General features: G+C 64.2%; 17 protein-coding genes. 13 read left to right on the top strand and 4 right to left on the bottom strand.

Going from position 1 to position 16,961, the window contains the following annotated elements:
- Positions 1–60: 60 nt before the first annotated feature.
- Positions 61–975, bottom strand: coding sequence for a DUF6282 family protein (locus ACFFP0_RS04045; protein ID WP_377256598.1), 915 nt, complete (start codon positions 973–975; stop codon positions 61–63).
- Positions 976–1,149: 174 nt separating this feature from the next.
- On the opposite strand from ACFFP0_RS04045, the gene ACFFP0_RS04040 reads away from it, so the two are divergent.
- From ACFFP0_RS04040 to ACFFP0_RS03980, 13 genes are all read left to right on the top strand, one after another.
- A complete protein-coding gene (locus ACFFP0_RS04040; protein WP_377256595.1) occupies positions 1,150–2,130 on the top strand; it encodes a Bug family tripartite tricarboxylate transporter substrate binding protein in 981 nt (326 codons plus the stop codon).
- A 75-nt stretch (positions 2,131–2,205) separates the two neighbouring features.
- The gene (locus tag ACFFP0_RS04035) at positions 2,206–3,132 is read left to right on the top strand and encodes a DUF6282 family protein (protein ID WP_377256592.1); all 927 of its coding nucleotides are present in this window, start codon (positions 2,206–2,208) and stop codon (positions 3,130–3,132) included.
- The gene (locus ACFFP0_RS04030) at positions 3,125–3,937 is read left to right on the top strand and encodes an amidohydrolase family protein (RefSeq protein WP_377256589.1); all 813 of its coding nucleotides are present in this window, start codon (positions 3,125–3,127) and stop codon (positions 3,935–3,937) included. Before ACFFP0_RS04035 ends, ACFFP0_RS04030 begins: the two co-directional genes overlap by 8 nt.
- A 15-nt stretch (positions 3,938–3,952) precedes the next feature.
- Positions 3,953–4,450 (top strand): nuclear transport factor 2 family protein, encoded by a 498-nt coding sequence (locus ACFFP0_RS04025; protein WP_377256586.1) that lies wholly within the window; start codon positions 3,953–3,955, stop codon positions 4,448–4,450.
- Between the two features lie 45 nt (positions 4,451–4,495).
- A complete protein-coding gene (locus ACFFP0_RS04020; protein ID WP_377256583.1) occupies positions 4,496–4,981 on the top strand; it encodes a tripartite tricarboxylate transporter TctB family protein in 486 nt (161 codons plus the stop codon).
- A gap of 7 nt (positions 4,982–4,988) precedes the next feature.
- Positions 4,989–6,500, top strand: a complete 1,512-nt coding sequence (locus ACFFP0_RS04015) for a tripartite tricarboxylate transporter permease (RefSeq protein ID WP_377256580.1) — start codon at positions 4,989–4,991, stop codon at positions 6,498–6,500.
- A 215-nt stretch (positions 6,501–6,715) separates the two neighbouring features.
- Positions 6,716–7,939 (top strand): MFS transporter, encoded by a 1,224-nt coding sequence (locus ACFFP0_RS04010; protein WP_377256577.1) that lies wholly within the window; start codon positions 6,716–6,718, stop codon positions 7,937–7,939.
- A 124-nt stretch (positions 7,940–8,063) separates the two neighbouring features.
- Positions 8,064–8,948, top strand: coding sequence for a helix-turn-helix domain-containing protein (locus ACFFP0_RS04005; RefSeq protein ID WP_377256574.1), 885 nt, complete (start codon positions 8,064–8,066; stop codon positions 8,946–8,948).
- Between the two features lie 91 nt (positions 8,949–9,039).
- Complete coding sequence (locus ACFFP0_RS04000) at positions 9,040–9,921, top strand: beta-keto acid cleavage family enzyme (RefSeq protein ID WP_377256571.1); 882 nt, start codon at positions 9,040–9,042, stop codon at positions 9,919–9,921.
- On the top strand, positions 9,921–10,391 hold the full coding sequence (locus ACFFP0_RS03995) for a PaaI family thioesterase (RefSeq protein ID WP_377256568.1): 471 nt from the start codon (positions 9,921–9,923) through the stop codon (positions 10,389–10,391). Before ACFFP0_RS04000 ends, ACFFP0_RS03995 begins: the two co-directional genes overlap by 1 nt.
- A gap of 111 nt (positions 10,392–10,502) precedes the next feature.
- A complete protein-coding gene (locus ACFFP0_RS03990; protein WP_377256565.1) occupies positions 10,503–11,270 on the top strand; it encodes an HpcH/HpaI aldolase family protein in 768 nt (255 codons plus the stop codon).
- A gap of 23 nt (positions 11,271–11,293) precedes the next feature.
- Positions 11,294–12,208: a cupin domain-containing protein gene (locus ACFFP0_RS03985; protein ID WP_377256562.1), complete on the top strand. Its 915-nt coding sequence runs from the start codon at positions 11,294–11,296 to the stop codon at positions 12,206–12,208.
- 35 nt (positions 12,209–12,243) lie between these two features.
- The gene (locus tag ACFFP0_RS03980) at positions 12,244–13,158 is read left to right on the top strand and encodes a DUF6282 family protein (protein WP_377256559.1); all 915 of its coding nucleotides are present in this window, start codon (positions 12,244–12,246) and stop codon (positions 13,156–13,158) included.
- Positions 13,159–13,177: 19 nt separating this feature from the next.
- Here ACFFP0_RS03980 and ACFFP0_RS03975 read toward each other — a convergent pair whose 3' ends face one another.
- The 3 genes from ACFFP0_RS03975 to ACFFP0_RS03965 all read right to left on the bottom strand — a co-directional run bounded on the left by ACFFP0_RS03975 (position 13,178) and on the right by ACFFP0_RS03965 (position 16,947).
- The gene (locus ACFFP0_RS03975; protein WP_377256556.1) at positions 13,178–14,356 is read right to left on the bottom strand and encodes an alanine racemase; all 1,179 of its coding nucleotides are present in this window, start codon (positions 14,354–14,356) and stop codon (positions 13,178–13,180) included.
- 66 nt (positions 14,357–14,422) lie between these two features.
- Entirely contained in the window at positions 14,423–16,291 is a 1,869-nt protein-coding gene (locus tag ACFFP0_RS03970) for an adenine deaminase (protein WP_377256553.1), read from the bottom strand.
- Positions 16,288–16,947, bottom strand: a complete 660-nt coding sequence (locus ACFFP0_RS03965) for a helix-turn-helix domain-containing protein (RefSeq protein ID WP_377256550.1) — start codon at positions 16,945–16,947, stop codon at positions 16,288–16,290. Before ACFFP0_RS03965 ends, ACFFP0_RS03970 begins: the two co-directional genes overlap by 4 nt.
- Between the last annotated feature and the right edge of the window lie 14 nt (positions 16,948–16,961).

Raw genomic sequence — 16,961 nt, 5'->3', positions numbered from 1 at the left:
GGGCCGCTGTCACGCCGTACGGCAGGGCTCTCGCGACCATTCAAGTCGCGGGTGATCGATTCAATGCCTGGAGGGGCGAATTCCCATGAGCGAGCAGGCGTTCGATGAGGTCATTCGCCGCGTCTCTTCCGGTGTGAAGCCGCTGTCGAGGCAGAGTTTGATGACGGAGCGAAATCCCTCCACGGGCCGCGGGTTCATCGGCTGGCCGAGGTCGGAGCCGAGGATGGTCTGTTCCAGGCCGCCGGCCTTCACATAATCGTGCAGTTCCTCGGCGGTGAACTGGCGTGACGGACAGTCGATCAGCATGCAGGCGCAGTGCTCCAGATGGACCCCCATAGAGGCGAGCTCGCGCAGGTCGGCAAGGTCGGCGTCGATCCAGAAGGTTGGATGCGAGACGAGCAGGCGCCCGGCGCCGCGCTTTTTCGCCTCCGTGAACAGCGGGTACATTTCGCTGACATGCAGATGGCCGCCGCAGAGGACGGCGTCGTGCTCGGCGATGATGTCTATGATCTCCTTGACCTCGTCGCGCAGGACGCCGTTGACCGTCAGTACGCTCAGGCCCTCCGGCGGCAGCATTCCGAGCTTGCCGGCCAGATCGTAGTCGTGTGCGGTCCTCAGATGGTTGGAGGAGGAAAGCGTCGGCATCCAGACCAGTCGCGCGCCCATGTTCAGACCCACCTTGACGGCCCTCGGGTTCAGTCCGCCGAGAGCATTGTTGAGCCGCACGCCGGAGAGGATTTCCAACTCGCTGTCGATGGGGCGGTGGCGCTTGATGAGTTCCAGCACCGGGGTTGCCGAATAGAAGTGATCCTTGATCAGGACGGCGCGCATGCCGGCCGCTGCAGCCTCGGCGATCTCCTCTGCATGGTTGACCTTGCGGCCCATGACCGAGGGACCGCTGTGGCAATGTAGATCCACCGCGCCGCGCAGCAAAGTATCGACGGTCTGGTGGTCGTGGTTATGCTGCAGCGGCATCGACTGCCCCCAAAGGATGACCTGGCGTCAGTCAAGCCATGGGGTGCCGCAGCTTATTTCAAGGGTTGAAACAGATGCCTTGCCGCAATGGCCGAGGCCGAGGTTTCGATTATGATCCGTTGCCGACCGGGACAAGAAGCTGGAAGCGCCACCCGGCATGAGGGAGGAGAAACGATGCGCAAGATACTGAGATCCATCAGTATTGCCTTGCTGGCGCTTGCGGGCGTCAGCGCGACGAGCGGTGCCGGCCTGGCGGGAGAATGGCCGAAGGACAAGCCGATCACCCTGGTCCACGCTTTCGCGGCCGGCAGCGATTACCTGGCGCGGCTGGTCGCCGCAGCGCTTGAAAAAGGCGTAGGCCAGACGGTTATCGTCGAGAACAAGCCGGGTGCAGGCGGCGCCATCGGCACCGGTTATGCGGCGCGGCAGAAGCCGGACGGCTATACGCTGGTGACCGCCTATCCGGGACCGGCGGCCAATTTTACCAACACGATGCCGGGTCTTCCGTATAAGCCGCTGGAGGATTTCGAGCACATCATCCAGTTTTCCGTCGGCGACATGGTGCTGGTGGCCCGCAAGGATTTTCCGGCAGACAATCTCAAGGACTTGATCGCCTACGCCAGGGAACATCCTTCGCAGGTGAGTGCCGGCAACAACGGCATCGGCTCCTATGGCCACATGATCGAGACCGCGATCATGGACATGGCCGATATCGACATCAAGCTCGTCAGCTACAAAGGCAGCCCGCCGATCGTGACGGACATGCTTTCGGGCAGCGTCGATCTCTCCGTCGATTATCTCGGCGATGCCTATATCAAGCACATCGAGGCCGGCACGCTGAAGCCGCTCGCCGTCATCTCCGCCAGCCGGGCCAAGATCCTGCCGGACATTCCCACGCTCAAGGAGGCGGGGCTGGATCTGGTTGCCGTGCCGTGGGGCGGCATCATGGCCCCGAAGGGCACGCCTCCCGCGATCGTCAGGAAGATCAACGAAGTGCTCACGGAATATCTGAAGTCGGAAGATGCGATCAGGAAATTCGCCGTGGCGGGCCAGATCGCCGCGCCGACCACGCCGGAGGCATTCCACAAGATCGTCGTCGACGAGGAAGCGCTCTGGCGGGATATCATCGCCAAATACAAGATCCGGAGCGAATAGGTCCGCGGCATCTCGGAGGGGGGATGAGAGCGGTGGATGCATTGGCATATTCCAGAAGATCCGGGAGTGTATCCGATGTCGAGTGATGTCCTTGCCCGATCGCGCGCGCCTGCCGACACGCTGGCCGGCTGGCTTTTCGGAGCGGTCGACATGGCATGCGATCTCGAGGGCCTGACGCATCGGGCGACCGGCCTCGATCCGATCGAAATCGCAAGCGAGGCTCGGAAATTGGGAATGAAGGCCGTCGTCCTGCAGGCCCATGACTATTGCACGGCGCCGATTGCGGCCTATCTGGCCGACGCGGATTTCAAGGACGCGTCGATCACGTTGTGCGGCAGTGTCGCGATGAACATGGCTGTCGGCGGCCTCAACGTCCATACCGTGGAGCATACGCTGATGCTGGCGGGCAAGGTGGTGCACATGCCGACGTTTTCGGCGGAAAACTTCCTCAGGAGCCAGCGCTGGCCGTCGCGTCCTCCCGTGGGGCTCGACTGCGCCGGGCCGGCGCTGAGCGTGGTCGATGCCCGAGGCAGGGTGCTGCCGGAACTCCCGGAACTGCTGGAAGTCATCGCGGTGAGGGGAGGCGTTCTGGGGGCAGGGTTCCTGCATGCAAGCGAAGTGCTGGCACTGTTCGGGGCCGCCACCGCTTGCGGGGTGAACCGGCTGCTGGCGGTGGACCCGATGCGCAACAACGGCGCGCGCCTGGGCGACGTGGATGCCATGCTGGGCCAGGGGGCCTGCATCATGATTTCGGCGGCAAGCCAGAGGCCTGACCGTGAACTCGCGGCCAAACTGGCGCTGGCACATCCTGACCGGCTCATACTCGGTCTGCACCCGGAAGAGGCGGCCGGTTCTCTGCGGCTCCATTATGTGGCCGCGCTGAAGAGGTGGCTGGAAGTCGGCTTGGGCGAAACGGAGATCCGGCGGGCGATCAGGGACAATCCGCGCCGGCTGCTCGATCTGGATGAACACACGACGCTCGGGACGCATCTGCATGGCTGAGAGGGATAGCGAACCGCCGCTGGTGGATGCGCATTTCCACATCTACACGACGAACCTGCCGCTGGCGCCCGATGCCTGGCACAAGCCGCCGGAAGATGCGGATGTCGGGAAACTGATCGGGCTGCTCGACGGGCATGGTATCGCGCTGGGCGTCGTTGCCGCCGCCAGCCTGTATGGCGAGTATAACGACCATGTTCGCGATGCCTTGCGCAAATACCGTCGTCTGAGGGCAACGGCAATCGTTTCTCCATCGGTCGGCATCCACGAACTGGAGCGGATGCGGGACGACGGTTTCGTGGGAATCAGGCTGATGTGGCGGACGCTTGCCGAGGCGCCGGATATCGCGTCACCGGAATATCGCCGGCTGCTGCGGCGGGCCGCCGATCTCGGCTGGCATGTCCACCTGATCGAACGGGCGGATCGCCTGCCGGCGATGATGCGGGAGATCGAGGCGGCCGGTGCGCGCATGGTGATCGACCATATGGGCATGCCGGAGGCCGGCAAGGGTGTGGACGATCCGGGCTTCCGGCTGGTCCTCGATGCGATCGACCGCGGCAATACCTGGGTCAAGCTTTCGGCGGGCTACCGGTTCAAGCCGCTTTCGGCGGCCATGGACTGTGCGCAGGAGCTTGTGAAGCGCACCGGCGGGGAACGGCTGGTTTGGGCAAGCGACTGGCCGTTTGCCGCTTACGAAAACCGCGTCACCTACGGAGAGACCGTGGCGGCGCTTTCCGAATGGGTGCCCGACCCCGCCATGCGGCGGCGCATCGGCGGGCGCAACGCGCTCGAACTCTACTTCATGTAACGGCTGGAACCGCAAATGAATGCATTAACGGAACTGACAGTCAGGGCGGAGGTTCTGTCTTTCGTCACCGAATACTGGAACGAGGTCGATACCAACTGGGGTGCGCACGCGCATATGATGTTTGCCGAGGATGGCGTGTTCGGCTCCGGTCCTTCCGCCTTCGTCGGCCGTGAACAGATCAAGGCGTTCTACGGCTGGCGCCGCAGCCGCGGCGATCGCGTCGCACGTCACCTCATCAACAATCCGATGATCTCGATCGAGAGCGCGGACCGGGCGACGATCAGGTACATCATGACGATCTATGCGGTCGACGGCCTGCCCGTCCTGCCGGTCAGCGCGCCCAACAGCATTTCGGAGGTTTACGAAGTGCTGGTGCGCGATGCGGAGGGCCGCTGGAAGATCCGGTCGAAGACCTTCACCCAACTTTTCAAGGGGGAGGAGCCGACGACCACCATGCCGGCGCATGTGCGGGAGAGCCTGTTGTCAGGGGCGGTGCAGCGGGATCAAGGCTAGCGTCAGCGTAAGACCGATCGAAATGCCGTCGAGGAGGAGAACAGCATGAGCATCGAGACGAGACAGCCGGAGGAGCACGCGCTCAGTCGCCGGAACGTCACCTTTGCAGCCATCTTCGTGTGTTTCAGCGTGGCTGTCGGCATTTATGCCTATCGTACGCTGAGCATCGGCACGGCGGCGGAGATGGGGGCAGGATTCTTTCCGGTCGTGCTGTCGATCGTGCTGGGGTTCCTGGCCCTGGCCGTCGCCTTCACGCCGATTTCATCCGGGGCTTTGCCGCTCAGGTTCGCCTCCATCAAATCGTCCGTCCTGGTGCTGGGAGCTCCGCTCGTCTTCGCCGCGACGATCCAGTCGCTCGGGCTGGTCGCCGCCGTCGCGCTGACGATCTTCTTCTCCAGCTTCGCCAGCCGTTTCGCCACGTTGCGGCAGTCTCTCCTGCTTTCCGCCGGTTTCACCGTCTTCTGCGTCGCGGTGTTCCACTACCTCCTGAACCTGCCGATCCCCCTCTGGGGCGACCTGATCACGGGTTAGAAACGCCATGGATATCTTTGCCAATCTCGCGCTCGGCTTCGGGGCGGTTCTCGAACCTTCCAACCTGATGTTCTGCTTCATCGGCTGCCTGCTCGGCACCGCCGTCGGCGTTCTGCCGGGGATCGGGCCGCTCGGCACGATCGCCATCCTGCTGCCGGTGACATTCGGTTTTGCACCGGAAGCCTCGATGATCATGCTGGCGGGCATCTATTACGGCGCCCAGTATGGCGGTTCCACCACTGCGATCCTGATCAACCTGCCCGGCGAGGCGACATCTGCGGTGACAGCCATCGACGGCTACCAGATGGCGCGTCAGGGCAGGGCGGGGGCGGCGCTCGCCATCGCCGCGATCGGCTCCTTTTTCGCCGGTTGCGTCGCCACGCTGGTCATCGCGCTCTTTGCCGTGCCGCTCACTTCGCTCGCTCTCAGCTTCGGCCCGTCCGACTATTTTGCGCTGATGGTGCTGGGCGTCGTGGCCTCGATCGCGCTGGCGCATGGTTCGGTGTTGAAGGGCCTCGTGATGATCGTGCTCGGCCTGCTGCTCGGGTGCGTCGGAACGGACGTCTACACCGGCAGCATGCGCCTGACGCTCGGTACGCTCGATCTGGCGGACGGCATTCCGATCATCGCGTTCGGTTCGGGTGTCTACGCAATCGCCGAAATCCTGCGGGGGCTGGAAGACGAGAAAGAACAGGAACGCGACGTGCTGACCACGCGGGTGACCGGATTGATGCCGTCCTGGGCCGATATCAGGGAATCGGCCGGGCCGATCGTGCGCGGCACGGGGCTGGGTTCCATTCTGGGTATTCTGCCGGGTGGCGGCGCCATGCTCTCCTCGTTCACGTCCTACGCGCTGGAAAAGAAGCTGTCGCGCCATCCGGAACGGTTCGGCCACGGCGCGATCGCGGGTGTCGCCGGACCGGAATCGGCCAACAATGCGGGCGCGCAGAGTTCCTTCATTCCCATGCTGACGCTCGGCATTCCCTCGAACGCCATCATGGCGCTGATGATCGGCGCCCTGATGCTTCAGGGCGTCGCGCCGGGTCCCAATCTCGTCAACGAGAAGCCGGTGCTCTTCTGGGGCGTGATCGTCTCGATGTGGATCGGCAACCTGATGCTGGTGATCCTCAATCTGCCGCTCGTCGGGCTCTGGGTGCGGTTGCTCTCGGTGCGCAACCATCTCCTCTTCCCGGCGATCATCGGCTTCTCGGCGATCGGCGTCTACAGCGTCGGCAACAATCCGTTCGATCTCGTGGTCATGGCGGTGTTCGGCGTGGTCGGCTACGGTCTGACCAAGCTCGATTGCGAGCCCGCGCCGCTGCTGCTCGGCTTCGTCCTCGGACCGATGCTGGAAGAATATCTGCGCCGCGCCATGCTGCTTGCCGACGGCAATCCGCTCGCCTTCTTCCATCGGCCGATCACCGCGGGCCTGCTGCTCATCTCGGCGGTAACGCTCTTCGCCGTGCTGTTTCCGGCGATCCGCAGCCGTCGCAAGGTCGTGTTCGCAGAGGATGACTGATCGTCTGACCCGGGCCGGCGCGCGATCCGGTCAATGGCGTCGATTGTGTTTCATGCCTTGAAATCGCCAGGCGGTGGAGGTGGACCACCGGTTGTCCGGCGGTCTATTTCATCGGGGTGCGAGCCGTCTGGCGGGCCGCCGCCCACCATCCGCTCCGATGTCCATAGGTGAAACTTGCAACGCCTGCCGAGTTTCCATTTCTCCCGGTTGTGTCCATGAAGGTTGCAAAGGTCGGGTGCTACAATCCGTTGCTTGCTCTGAAGGACCTGCATTACCGCCGTTTCGCCATCGGCAGCATCGTATCTGTCCTCGGCATGTGGATGCAGAAGATCGGTGTCGCCTGGCTCGCCTGGGAGCTCAGCAAATCGCCTTTCTGGCTGGGGCTGATCGCGGCTGCCGACATGCTGCCCTCGATCTTTCTCAGCAGCTTTGCCGGTTCGCTTGCGGATGCGCATGACAAGATCAAGGTGCTGCGGTCCGCCCAGTCGGTCGCCATCCTGCAATCCGTGGCGCTTGCAGTGCTCTCCTGGCTCGGGCTGACCACGGTGGAGGTGCTGTTCGGGCTGACCCTGGTGCTGGGGATTTCCGGCAGCCTGGAGCAGCCGGCGCGGCTGTCGCTGATCCGGGAGATCGTGCCGCCCGACTATCTGCATGCCGCCGTCGCCTTGAATGCGTTGAGTTTCAATCTGGCCCGTTTCGTCGGCCCGATCATCGCCGGCGTGCTGATCAGCGAAATCAATGTGGGCGTCACATTTGCAGCGAGTGCCGTGGCGATCGCCTTCTTCTCCTATGCGCTCGCGGTGATTCGGGTGCAGAAAGGCGTCGATCGGCCGCCCGGCGTCGTGCGGGGAGCGGGAACCGCCGACGGCTTCCGCTATGTGCTCGGCGACAAAAGCCTGCTTGCCACGCTTGGGTTGATGGGGATGACCGGCATCAGCGTCAACGGGATATTGCAGATGCTGCCGGCCGTCTCCGATGCCTTGTTCGGGAGAGGCATAGACGGTTTTGTCGGACTGATGGCGGCTTCCGCTTTCGGTTCGGTGGTGTCCGGCGCCATAACGCTCTCGCGGCCGCCGGGTACGCGCGGCGCTTTCGGGATCGCGCTTGCCGCGCTTTGCGCAACGGCCGCCCTTGCGGCGCTCGCGCTGACGCCCAGCTTTCACATCGCCCTCATCGCCATCTTCTGCATGTCCTTTGCAAACATGTATGCGGGGATCGCCGGCCAGGCCTTGCTGCAGATGGAAAGCGAGCCGGGCAAGCTGGGCCGGGTGATGGGAATCTACAGCATGATCATCCGGGGCGGGCCGGCGGTCGGCAGTTTTCTCATCGGTACGGCGGCCACTTTCGTGGGTATGGCCATCCCCGTTGTCGGCGTGGCCGTGCTGGCCGCCTGTTATTCTGGCCTCGTCGTGCTTGCTTTCCGGCGACCACAAAGCTGACCTCCGGCATTTCATCCCTTGAAATGGATCAAGAAGCCTCTGGCGCAGCCGATGGGTCGGGACTACCTTTCATTCAGGCATCGGTTGGGAGACCGGTGCAGAGGAATTCTGGGAGGAGTTCTGAATGTTCGATAGCGAGTTGAAGGAGAGGCCGGCCAAATCTCCCCAGCTGCCGAAATACAACGATCTTCATTGCAGGGCGAATTCATTGCGTGGCAGCGTCGACGAACACAAGGCCTCCTATGCCCCTGTCGAATCCGCGCGCCGGGTTCTCCTGCTGTTGCAGGCGCTCAATGCGCAGCGCATTGCCACGATAGGCTCGCTGCATCAGGTGACGGGGCTTTCCAAGCCGACGATCGTCCGGATGCTCGAAACCCTGATCAGCGAAGGTTATGTGGTGCGCGACAATTTCGTCGGCGGCTACAGCGTCACTTCCAAGGTCGTTTCGCTCGCCTCCGGCTTCAACGGCGCGCCGCTGCTGATCGAAGCCGCGCGGTCGCGGGCCGTCGCGCTGACCAACACCATCAAGTGGCCCGTCAGCCTCGGGACGCTGCGGGACGGTCATGTTCTGGTGAGCTTCACCACGGCGCCGATCAGCCCCTGGGCTTATCCGTTCCCCGTACTGCACCGGTTCCTCGACCTGGAGCTGACGGCTATGGGGCAATGTTATCTGACCTTCTGCGATGACGAGGAACGCGCCCTGCTTCTCAACGCGCTGGCCCAGCAGCGCCGCGAGCAGGGCAGGCCGTTCGATGCGGCGCGCGTGCTGCGGGAACTGAGGACGACCCGAAAGCGCGGTTATGCCAGGGTGGGCGGGCCGCGCCGGGTCTTCGACTTCGTAGCCGTTCCGATCCTCGACGGGCAGCGCTGCTCGGCCTGCATGGGGGTCGGCTTCTACCGCACGGCGGTGCCGCAGGACCGCATTCTGGAGACCGTGGTTGAGCCCATGCTCGAAGCCGCATCCGCCATCGAGGTGGATATGCGCAGCCTGAACGGCACCGGCTACTAGACGCCATTTCAACCGATATCCGCCGGACATTGCTCGATCAGGGGCAGGCTCGGCTATGGCCATCGCGCCGCCAACCCGAGGAGAGACCTCAATGAAGCGCAGGGTGATACTGACATGTGCCGTCACGGGCGGCAGCGCGCTGTCCAGGAACAGCCAATACGTGCCGATCACGCCCGAGCAGATCGCCAACGAGGCGATCGCGGCGGCGAGGGCCGGCGCGGCATCGGTGCATGTCCATGTCCGCGATCCCGAGACCGGCTCCCCTTCGATGCGGTTCGATCTCTACGAGGACGTGATGCAGCGCATCCGCCGCTCCGGCATCGACGTCATCATCAACCTGACCGCCGGGCCGGGCGCGGGTTACGCCCCGACGCTGGACGAGACGGCGGTGCCGCCGGTTCGCTCGCCGGGCGTCCGGACCGATCACGTTTCGCGCCTGCGCCCCGATATCTGCACGCTTGACGTCGCCACGATGAATTTCGGCGACCGGGCCATCGTTAATACGCCGCCGCATCTGATCGCCATGGCGAAGGTCATCCAGACGGCCGGCGTGAAGCCGGAGCTGGAAGTGTTCGACATCGGCCATGTCGGCGTGGCGGTGCGGCTTCTTGAGGCGGGCCATCTGCCCAGGCCGCCGTTCTTCCAGTTCTGCCTCGGGATTCCGGGCGGGGCTCCGGCCACGACTGAGGCGATGCTCCTGATGCGTTCGCTCATTCCGCCGGGCACGCCCTGGTCGGCCTTCGGCATTTCGCGCGCCCAGATGCCGATGGTCGCCCAGTCGGTGATCCTCGGCGGTCATTGCCGCGTGGGACTGGAGGACAATCTCTTCCTCGAACAGGGTGTCCTGTCCGAGGGCAATGTGCCGCTCGTCAGGCGCGCGGTGGAAATCATCAGGGCGCTCGGGGCCGAGCCCGCAACGCCGGCCGAAGCGCGCGAGATTCTGTCGCTCGAAGCGGCGAGGGCGGCTGCCTGATGACGAGCGATCCCTATCCGGTTTCCGAAACCGCCTTCAATCCCGCTGCCGCGGGCTGGTCCAGGCGCAGGGCCAATCCCTTTTCCGAGTTGATCGGACCTTTCTGGCAGAAGCAGCAGGAGGATGGCCGGTTCATGTTCGGCATGCTCTGCACGCCCGGCACGCTCAACAACGCGGGCGTCATGCATGGCGGCGCGCTCGCGACTTTCTGCGATCAGGCACTCGGCGGCACGCTTTTCGAGACGCTGTCGCGGGCGCAAGACTCTGATGCGCCGCCGGTGCGGTCGGTAACCGTCCAGCTCAATGTCCAGTTCCTGGCGGCGGTGCGGCCGCTTGACTTCATGATCGCCCGCTGCCGCATCACCCGGCAGACACGGACGCTGGTGTTTCTGGATGGGCTTGTAGACGTGGGCGGCGAGGCGGTCGCGTCGCTGCAGGCCGTGTTCAAGCTGGTGAAGCCGCAGGCCTAGATGCGGTCGCCGGCTTGTATTTCAGCCGTTGAAAAGGCCGGACGCGGCGCCTCGCATGCCGGGGAGAGACGCGGCAGAGTGGCGCGACAAAACGCATCGGGAGGAGAAAGAATGCCACGGACGGAGTTCACTGCCCGCTTCAAGGCACGCCAGCAATTGCTCGGCGCATTCGTCAAAACACCCACCAGCCATGCCTCGGAAATCCTGGGTGGTGCGGGTTTCGATTTCGTCGTGATCGACGAGGAGCATGCGCCGATCGACCGGTTCACGACCGACCAGATCCTGCTCGGCTGCCGGGTGAGCGACATTGCCGGCCTCGTCCGGGTGCCATCGTCGGCTCCGAGCGCCATCCAGTCGGTGCTGGATTGCGGCGCGACGGGCGTGCTCGTCCCGCATGTCGCCTCCGCCGACATAGCCCGTGCCGTCGTGGCTGCAAGCCGGTATCGTGGCGGTGCCCGCGGTTTTTCCAATTCGCCGCGCGCAGGCGGTTACGGCGCCACCGGCATGTGGGCGCATATCGAGGCGCAGGATCGCGATATCGCGGTGCTGGCGATGATCGAGGACCGCGATGCGATCGACGTCATCGAAGACATCGTGGCGGTCGACGGACTCGACGGGATTTTCATCGGTCGCGGCGACCTGACGGTTTCGCTCGGCGCCACGTCGGCCAGCGAACCTGCGGTCAAGGATGCGGTCGCCCGCATCATGGCCGCCGCCCGCAACGTCGGCAAACCTATCTGCGTCATGGTCGGCTCGGTGGACGAGATCGGGCCGTTCCGCGCCGAAGGGGCGAGCGCCTTCATCGTCTCCTCCGATCAGGGTCTCTTGCGCTTGAGCGCCAACCGTATCCGCGCCGAGTTCAGGGCGGCCGCAAACTGAAACGATCACGTCAGGACATGAACATGTACGCAGCAAACGACCCAAGGGCGGCGCTCAACACGGCAACGGCCCGCAGCAATCCTGCACCCACGGCCTACAAGGGCGCGGAATATGCCCGTTTCTACGATGCCCCGCCGCAGGAAGCGACGGGCGGCAGCGAGACCTACTACGCGCGTGGCCAGAACCTCGTGGTGGCGCATACCAGGGGCAAGGCCGGTCTGATGCTTTCCCGGGTCAACCAGCCCGATGAATATGTGGTTCTGCTGCCTAACCGGAATACGCCGGTCGAAGTCCGCTGGAACGGCCGGAGCATCGCGGTCGACGGCTATTGCATCGTGGTGGTGCCGCCGGGCGACAGCGAGGTGCATCTGAAGGGCGATGGCGAGGTGGTCCGGCTGGTCACGACGCGCGCCGGGGATCTCGTCGCCAAATGCTCGAATGCAGCCTCCTATATCGATCCCGATCCGAACGTGCCGCCGTTTCAGGCGTGGCCCGATCCGGCCAGCGGCCACAAGCTGCGCCGGTACAGCCTCGATGTTCCCCCGGAACCCGGCCGATTCGGGGTCATATTCCGCTGCTCGACGATCATGGTGAACTTCCTGCCCGGCAGCGGGCCACGCGACATCACGAAGATGTCGCCGCACTTCCACGACGATTTCGAACAGTATTCGCTCTGCGTGGCCGGCTCCTACATCCATTACCTGCGCTGGCCGTGGATCAGCGATCTCAATGCCTGGCGAGCGGACGATGCCGAGCTCTGCGCTGCGCCGTCCGTTGCCGTCATCCCGCCGCCGGCCATCCATACCTCGCGGTCCATGGACCCGGTGAAAAACGTCCTGGTCGATATCTTCAGCCCGCCGCGCGCCGATTTTTCCGCCAAACCCGGCTGGGTGCTGAATGCCGATGACTATCCGGCGCCGGACAATATTGCGCGCTGAACCAGACTTTTCAGCTCTTATGGGAGTGCCCAGACGTGACAGAAGCTTCCCCAGCCGCCATTGACCGAAATGCCGAAATCGTCGATCTCCTGGTCGGTGCCGTCGATCTCCACTGCCACAGCGGGCCGGCCGTCTTTCCACGCCTGCTGGATCACTACGAAGCGATGGTGGAGGCATCGGAGGCCGGCTTTTCCGCGCTTGTCTACAAGGACCATTTCTATCCGGGCATGGCGCATGCCAAGCTGCTCGAAACGCTCTATCCGGATACCGGCGTGCGCCTTTATTCGGGCGTTGCGCTCAACAATGCGAGCGGCGGCATCAATCCGCACGCGGTGGACCATGCGGTCAAGCTCGGCGGCAAGATCGTCTGGATGCCGACATTCGCGGCGGCGAACCACATCGACAAGAGCGCCAACGAGACCAAGAACTATCCGAAGAGCGTCAATCCGATGCTGCCCCCCATTCCGCTCAGCGTGCTGGACGAGAACGGCAGGCTGACGAAGGAAACCAACGAGGTGCTCGACGTCATCGCGGCGGGAGACATCATTCTCGCGAGCGGGCATCTTTCGGCGGACGAGTTGAAGGTGCTGTATCCCGAAGCGAAACGGCGCGGCGTGAGGAAGATGATGATCAATCATCCCACCTACGTCATCGGCTGCTCGGACGATGATATCCGCGAACTCAGCCGGCTCGGCGTCTATATGGAACATTCGATCTGCATGTTCATCCCGAACGAGCGAGGTCCGTCCAAATGGGATGCCGCGGAACTGCGCCGTCTCGTGGATGTCGCCGGGGTGGAGATGACCATCTTCGGCTCGGATCTCGGACTTGTGAAGATGCCGCGTCCGGTCGAGGGGTATCGCGCCATCGTCAACGACCTGCTCGACCTGCAGATGTCCAGGTCCGACATCCGCAGGCTGGTGGGCACGAACGCGGCGGGTTTGCTCTAGGTGGTTTGTCTGATGGCATCTAGCCTTTGATCACCGGCCGGACAAAACCCTCGACGGCGATCTCCAACGGAGTGGCGCCATCTCTCCTGAGACCCAGCAGGCCGCCGCTCAGATTGGCGACCGGGCAGCTGTGGTTCGGCAGGATGAGTACGGGCGTGCCGATCGCCGGCCGGCTGCCGCCGTGATCGAGGAAGGCATGTTCCTCCGAAAGCTTGACGACCGGAAGCGGCGATCTGCCGTCGTCGATCCAGGCCTCGCCGAAGGACGTCGTCGCGGACGTGCCATGGGCGCCGAGATCGGACGACAGCGTCTTCGAGCCGACATTGGCTATCGCATAGCGGTCGTTGGCCGTGACGATCCGGGCTGCGATGCCAAGGGCCAGATCGGAACGTCTGGCGATACCGAGCCGGACGGCCGTGAGATCGAGGAAGACATAGTTGCCGGGGCGGATTTCGTCGATGCCGTCGAACCCGGCATGGGCGAGGAGAGTGGGCGTGCTGCCGACCGATATGCGGGAGACCGGAATACCGCTTCGTTCGAGCTTCGCGCGCAATTCCGTCAGCAGGGCGAGTTCTTCCGTGGCGATCGCCCGGATGGCATCGGGGCTTGACGCACCATAGGCATGGCCGGCATGGGAGAGGAGGCCGGCAAACGAGAGGTTTTGGTAGCGGTCGATCATCGAGGCGAGCGCGACTGACTGCTCGCTCCTGGGATCGACGCCGCAACGATGGAGGCCGACATCGACCTTGAGGAAGAGGTCGACCGGCAGGCCTGCCGTGCGGGCAGCATCAGACATGGCCTTGATGCCTTCCGCGCTGTCGGCGATGAAGCGGAGCCGACCCGGCGCACCGGCGAGCCGCAGCAGGGTGGCGATCGTTTCAGGCGCGATGATCGGATAGGCGACCGTGACCGGGCCGAGGCCCGCTGCGAGCAGCATTCCCGCCTCGTGCGGGCGGGCGACGGTGAAACCCTGGGCGCCCCTGTCCATCTGGGCTCTTGCAATCGCCAGGCTCTTGTGGGTCTTCACATGCGGATGGAGTGCCGCGTTGCCGGACGCGATCGCGGCGGCCTTCTCCAGATTGCGATCGAGCGTTTCCATGTCGAGAACGACGCGCGGCTCTTCAAGGCTGTCGAAGCTCGGAAAGCGGCGGGAGAGATCGGGCGATGCGTCTTCGGCGGAAGGGGCGGGCACGTTCATGCTATACTTTCAATATGCAGGCGGGCAGTGCGAAAGACCTGCCGATGGAAGGTCGAAGGGCCGGTCTCAGAAGACCACGGGATGGGTCTCGCCGGTCTGGACGTTGACGAGCCCCTGGGGCGCATAGTCGCTCGGCGCGACCAGGACCCAGCGCCAGGGCGCGCAGGTGAGCGTCGCAAAGGCGAGGCGTTCGGGAAAGCCCGGGAACCAGCGCGGCTGGAAAGTCGGTTCATACATCCATTCGACCTTCTCTCCCTCGGCATAGAGCGCCTGCATTTCCTCATGCAGTTCCCCGGCCGGGCGGCAGCTCATCAGGCCCGCGACCTCGTAGCGGACGCGGGCGACGACTTCACCCTCGCGTACGAGCGCCCAGCCGCCATCGTTGTCGGCGACCGCATTCACCGCCTTCGCCATGGCCGTGTCGGAGGAACCGACACACCAGATGTTATGTTTGTCATGGGCCATGGAGCAGGCAAGCGCGGTGTCGGGCGTCGCCGGCCCGCATCCGAGCCAGAACATCTTCGACACGCCGCCGGTGCCGGAGAAGCGGTCTATGACGGAGAATTTCGTGATGTTGCGGGCCTCGTCGCGCAGGACGCGACCGTCCTTCACCGGCAGTTCGAAGGTCAGGAAGTCGTCGGTCCAGTGGAAGGGGCGAAGCACCGCGGCCTTCATCGTCTGCCGTCCCGGTTCCGCCTCGATGGTGAAGTCGTCGGCACTGAGTTCGCGGCCGATGTTGATCGTTTTCCGTGCCCAGTCCGGCCAGTCGATCTTCGGCACTTCAGGAAGATAAATCTTGCCCTCAGACACTTGGCGGCCGTCCGCCCACACTTTCGCGATCTCGAACCTTTCGACGTCGGAGAGCAGGACGATGTCGGCATAGCGGCCGGGCGCGAGCGAGCCGACCCAGGGCGTAAGGCGCATGTGCCGCGCCGGATTGATGGTGACGCACTGAATGGCGATTTCGGGCGCGAGCCCGGCCTGGATGGCGAGCCTGACGTTATGGTCGGTCGCGCCGAGCTTGAGCGTGTCGGATGCGGAGCGGTCGTCGGTCGTCAAAGCCACCTGCGACCAGTCGGCAAGCCCGCGGTCCAGAAGCCCCTTGATGACTTCGGGCAAGCTGTGCGGGCGAAGCTCCATGAAGAGGCCGTGGGTGAGCTTTTCCCAGAATTCCTCGACCGTCCAGGCCTCGTGGTCGGAGGAAAGGCCGGCTGCGGCAAAGGCGTTTATGGTCGGCAGGTCGCGAATGCCGGCCGCATGACCCTCGACCACGGCACGCTTTTCGAACGTGGCGCGGATCATGCCCCAGAGCCGCTCGTAGGAGGGGTTTTTCGGGTTCCAGACAGCGGGCCAGTCCATCACCTCGTCGAGGCCGGCGGTCATCAGGCTTTCCTGCAGGAAGGCCTTCTGCTCGTCATAGCCGAAATAGCCGCCGCCGTGTTCGTAGGCCGTCGGCGGAACGGCGGAGCCCGGCAGCGGGAATATCTTGAGCGGAGAACCGGCCTCCCGCGCCTTCAGCCAGAATTCGAGCGTCCTGGCGCCGTTGACATTCGAAAATTCGTGGCTCGCCTCGCATGTCCAGGTGTTGCCGCGCGGCAGCACCAGGGCGGCCTCCCATTCGGGCGTCAGATGCGAGCTCTCGATATGCTTGTGCACTTCGCCGAGACCGGGAATGGCGGCAAGGCCGGGCTCGTGCACGCGGAGGCCGACTTCACCGGGATAGCTGCCTGCCTTGCCGACATAGGCGATGCGGCGGTCCTTGATGATGATTTCCTGGTCGTCCGCCCAGGTACGGGTCGCGACGTCGAGGAGCCGTCCGACACGAAGCGCGACGTCGGCCTTTTCCTTGCCGAGCGCGACGAGGGTGAGACGCTGGCGAATCCGCACTTCGCTGGCGGCGTCGATGGTGATGTCTTCGATTTTCGGCTTGGTCACGAAATGTCCTCGCTGGAGCGGATGGTCGTGCCGGGGCGTTCCAGGCAGACGGAAAGAATGCGGGCCGGAAGTTCGCTGTTGGACGAAAAGCCGTGTTCGCTGGCGCTGTCGAAATAGACGCTGTCGCCCGTCCTGAGCACGATCGGCGCGTAGGGCTCCATGAAGAAGATCACTTCGCCGGACAGCACATAGACGAACTCCTCGGCCTTATGGGCGCTGCGCACCGTTTTCTGGCCGCCGGCGCGCCTCGGAATGTCGATGACCATCGGCTGCATCGACTTCGCGGCAAGGCCCGAGGCAAGCGCTTCATATGCGCCCATCCTGTTCACGTAGGTGGTGCCTTCCCCGGCGCGGGTGATGACGCGGGCGGCGGAGGCGAATTTCTGGGTCGAACCGCCGATCAGATCGGCAAAATCGATTCCAAGGCCTTCGGCGAGGCGGACGAGCACGCTGTAGGCCGGGGTGGATTGATTGTTCTCGATCTTGGAGAGCGAGGAGATCGAGACGCCCGTGCGTCGCGAGACCTCGGCAAGCGTCCAGCGGTTCTCGAAGCGGATGCGCGACAGGATCTCGCCGACCGGCATCCCGACCGGCCGGTCGGCGGTGCGCCCGTCGGTGGCGATGGGCATGTCGCGCTCGCCGTTGTTCCGTGCCATCTGCGGCTTCTCCT

The organism is Neorhizobium puerariae (genome assembly GCF_042429745.1).
In the GTDB taxonomy this organism is placed as follows: domain Bacteria; phylum Pseudomonadota; class Alphaproteobacteria; order Rhizobiales; family Rhizobiaceae; genus Neorhizobium; species Neorhizobium puerariae.
Note: the sequence above shows the minus strand (reverse complement) of the source record. Positions and strands in the feature narration are given on the sequence as shown.

What these genes read in the sequence shown, in the direction of transcription:
- ACFFP0_RS03965 (WP_377256550.1), bottom strand. Translation starts at nt 16,947, where the DNA reads ATGGCACGGAACAACGGCGAGCGCGACATGCCCATCGCCACCGACGGG.
- ACFFP0_RS04045 (WP_377256598.1), bottom strand. Translation starts at nt 975, where the DNA reads ATGCCGCTGCAGCATAACCACGACCACCAGACCGTCGATACTTTGCTG.
- ACFFP0_RS04035 (WP_377256592.1), top strand. Translation starts at nt 2,206, where the DNA reads ATGTCGAGTGATGTCCTTGCCCGATCGCGCGCGCCTGCCGACACGCTG.
- ACFFP0_RS04025 (WP_377256586.1), top strand. Translation starts at nt 3,953, where the DNA reads ATGAATGCATTAACGGAACTGACAGTCAGGGCGGAGGTTCTGTCTTTC.
- ACFFP0_RS03985 (WP_377256562.1), top strand. Translation starts at nt 11,294, where the DNA reads ATGTACGCAGCAAACGACCCAAGGGCGGCGCTCAACACGGCAACGGCC.
- ACFFP0_RS04020 (WP_377256583.1), top strand. Translation starts at nt 4,496, where the DNA reads ATGAGCATCGAGACGAGACAGCCGGAGGAGCACGCGCTCAGTCGCCGG.
- ACFFP0_RS04015 (WP_377256580.1), top strand. Translation starts at nt 4,989, where the DNA reads ATGGATATCTTTGCCAATCTCGCGCTCGGCTTCGGGGCGGTTCTCGAA.
- ACFFP0_RS04005 (WP_377256574.1), top strand. Translation starts at nt 8,064, where the DNA reads ATGTTCGATAGCGAGTTGAAGGAGAGGCCGGCCAAATCTCCCCAGCTG.
- ACFFP0_RS03995 (WP_377256568.1), top strand. Translation starts at nt 9,921, where the DNA reads ATGACGAGCGATCCCTATCCGGTTTCCGAAACCGCCTTCAATCCCGCT.
- ACFFP0_RS04030 (WP_377256589.1), top strand. Translation starts at nt 3,125, where the DNA reads ATGGCTGAGAGGGATAGCGAACCGCCGCTGGTGGATGCGCATTTCCAC.
- ACFFP0_RS04040 (WP_377256595.1), top strand. Translation starts at nt 1,150, where the DNA reads ATGCGCAAGATACTGAGATCCATCAGTATTGCCTTGCTGGCGCTTGCG.
- ACFFP0_RS04010 (WP_377256577.1), top strand. Translation starts at nt 6,716, where the DNA reads ATGAAGGTTGCAAAGGTCGGGTGCTACAATCCGTTGCTTGCTCTGAAG.
- ACFFP0_RS03990 (WP_377256565.1), top strand. Translation starts at nt 10,503, where the DNA reads ATGCCACGGACGGAGTTCACTGCCCGCTTCAAGGCACGCCAGCAATTG.
- ACFFP0_RS04000 (WP_377256571.1), top strand. Translation starts at nt 9,040, where the DNA reads ATGAAGCGCAGGGTGATACTGACATGTGCCGTCACGGGCGGCAGCGCG.
- ACFFP0_RS03975 (WP_377256556.1), bottom strand. Translation starts at nt 14,356, where the DNA reads ATGAACGTGCCCGCCCCTTCCGCCGAAGACGCATCGCCCGATCTCTCC.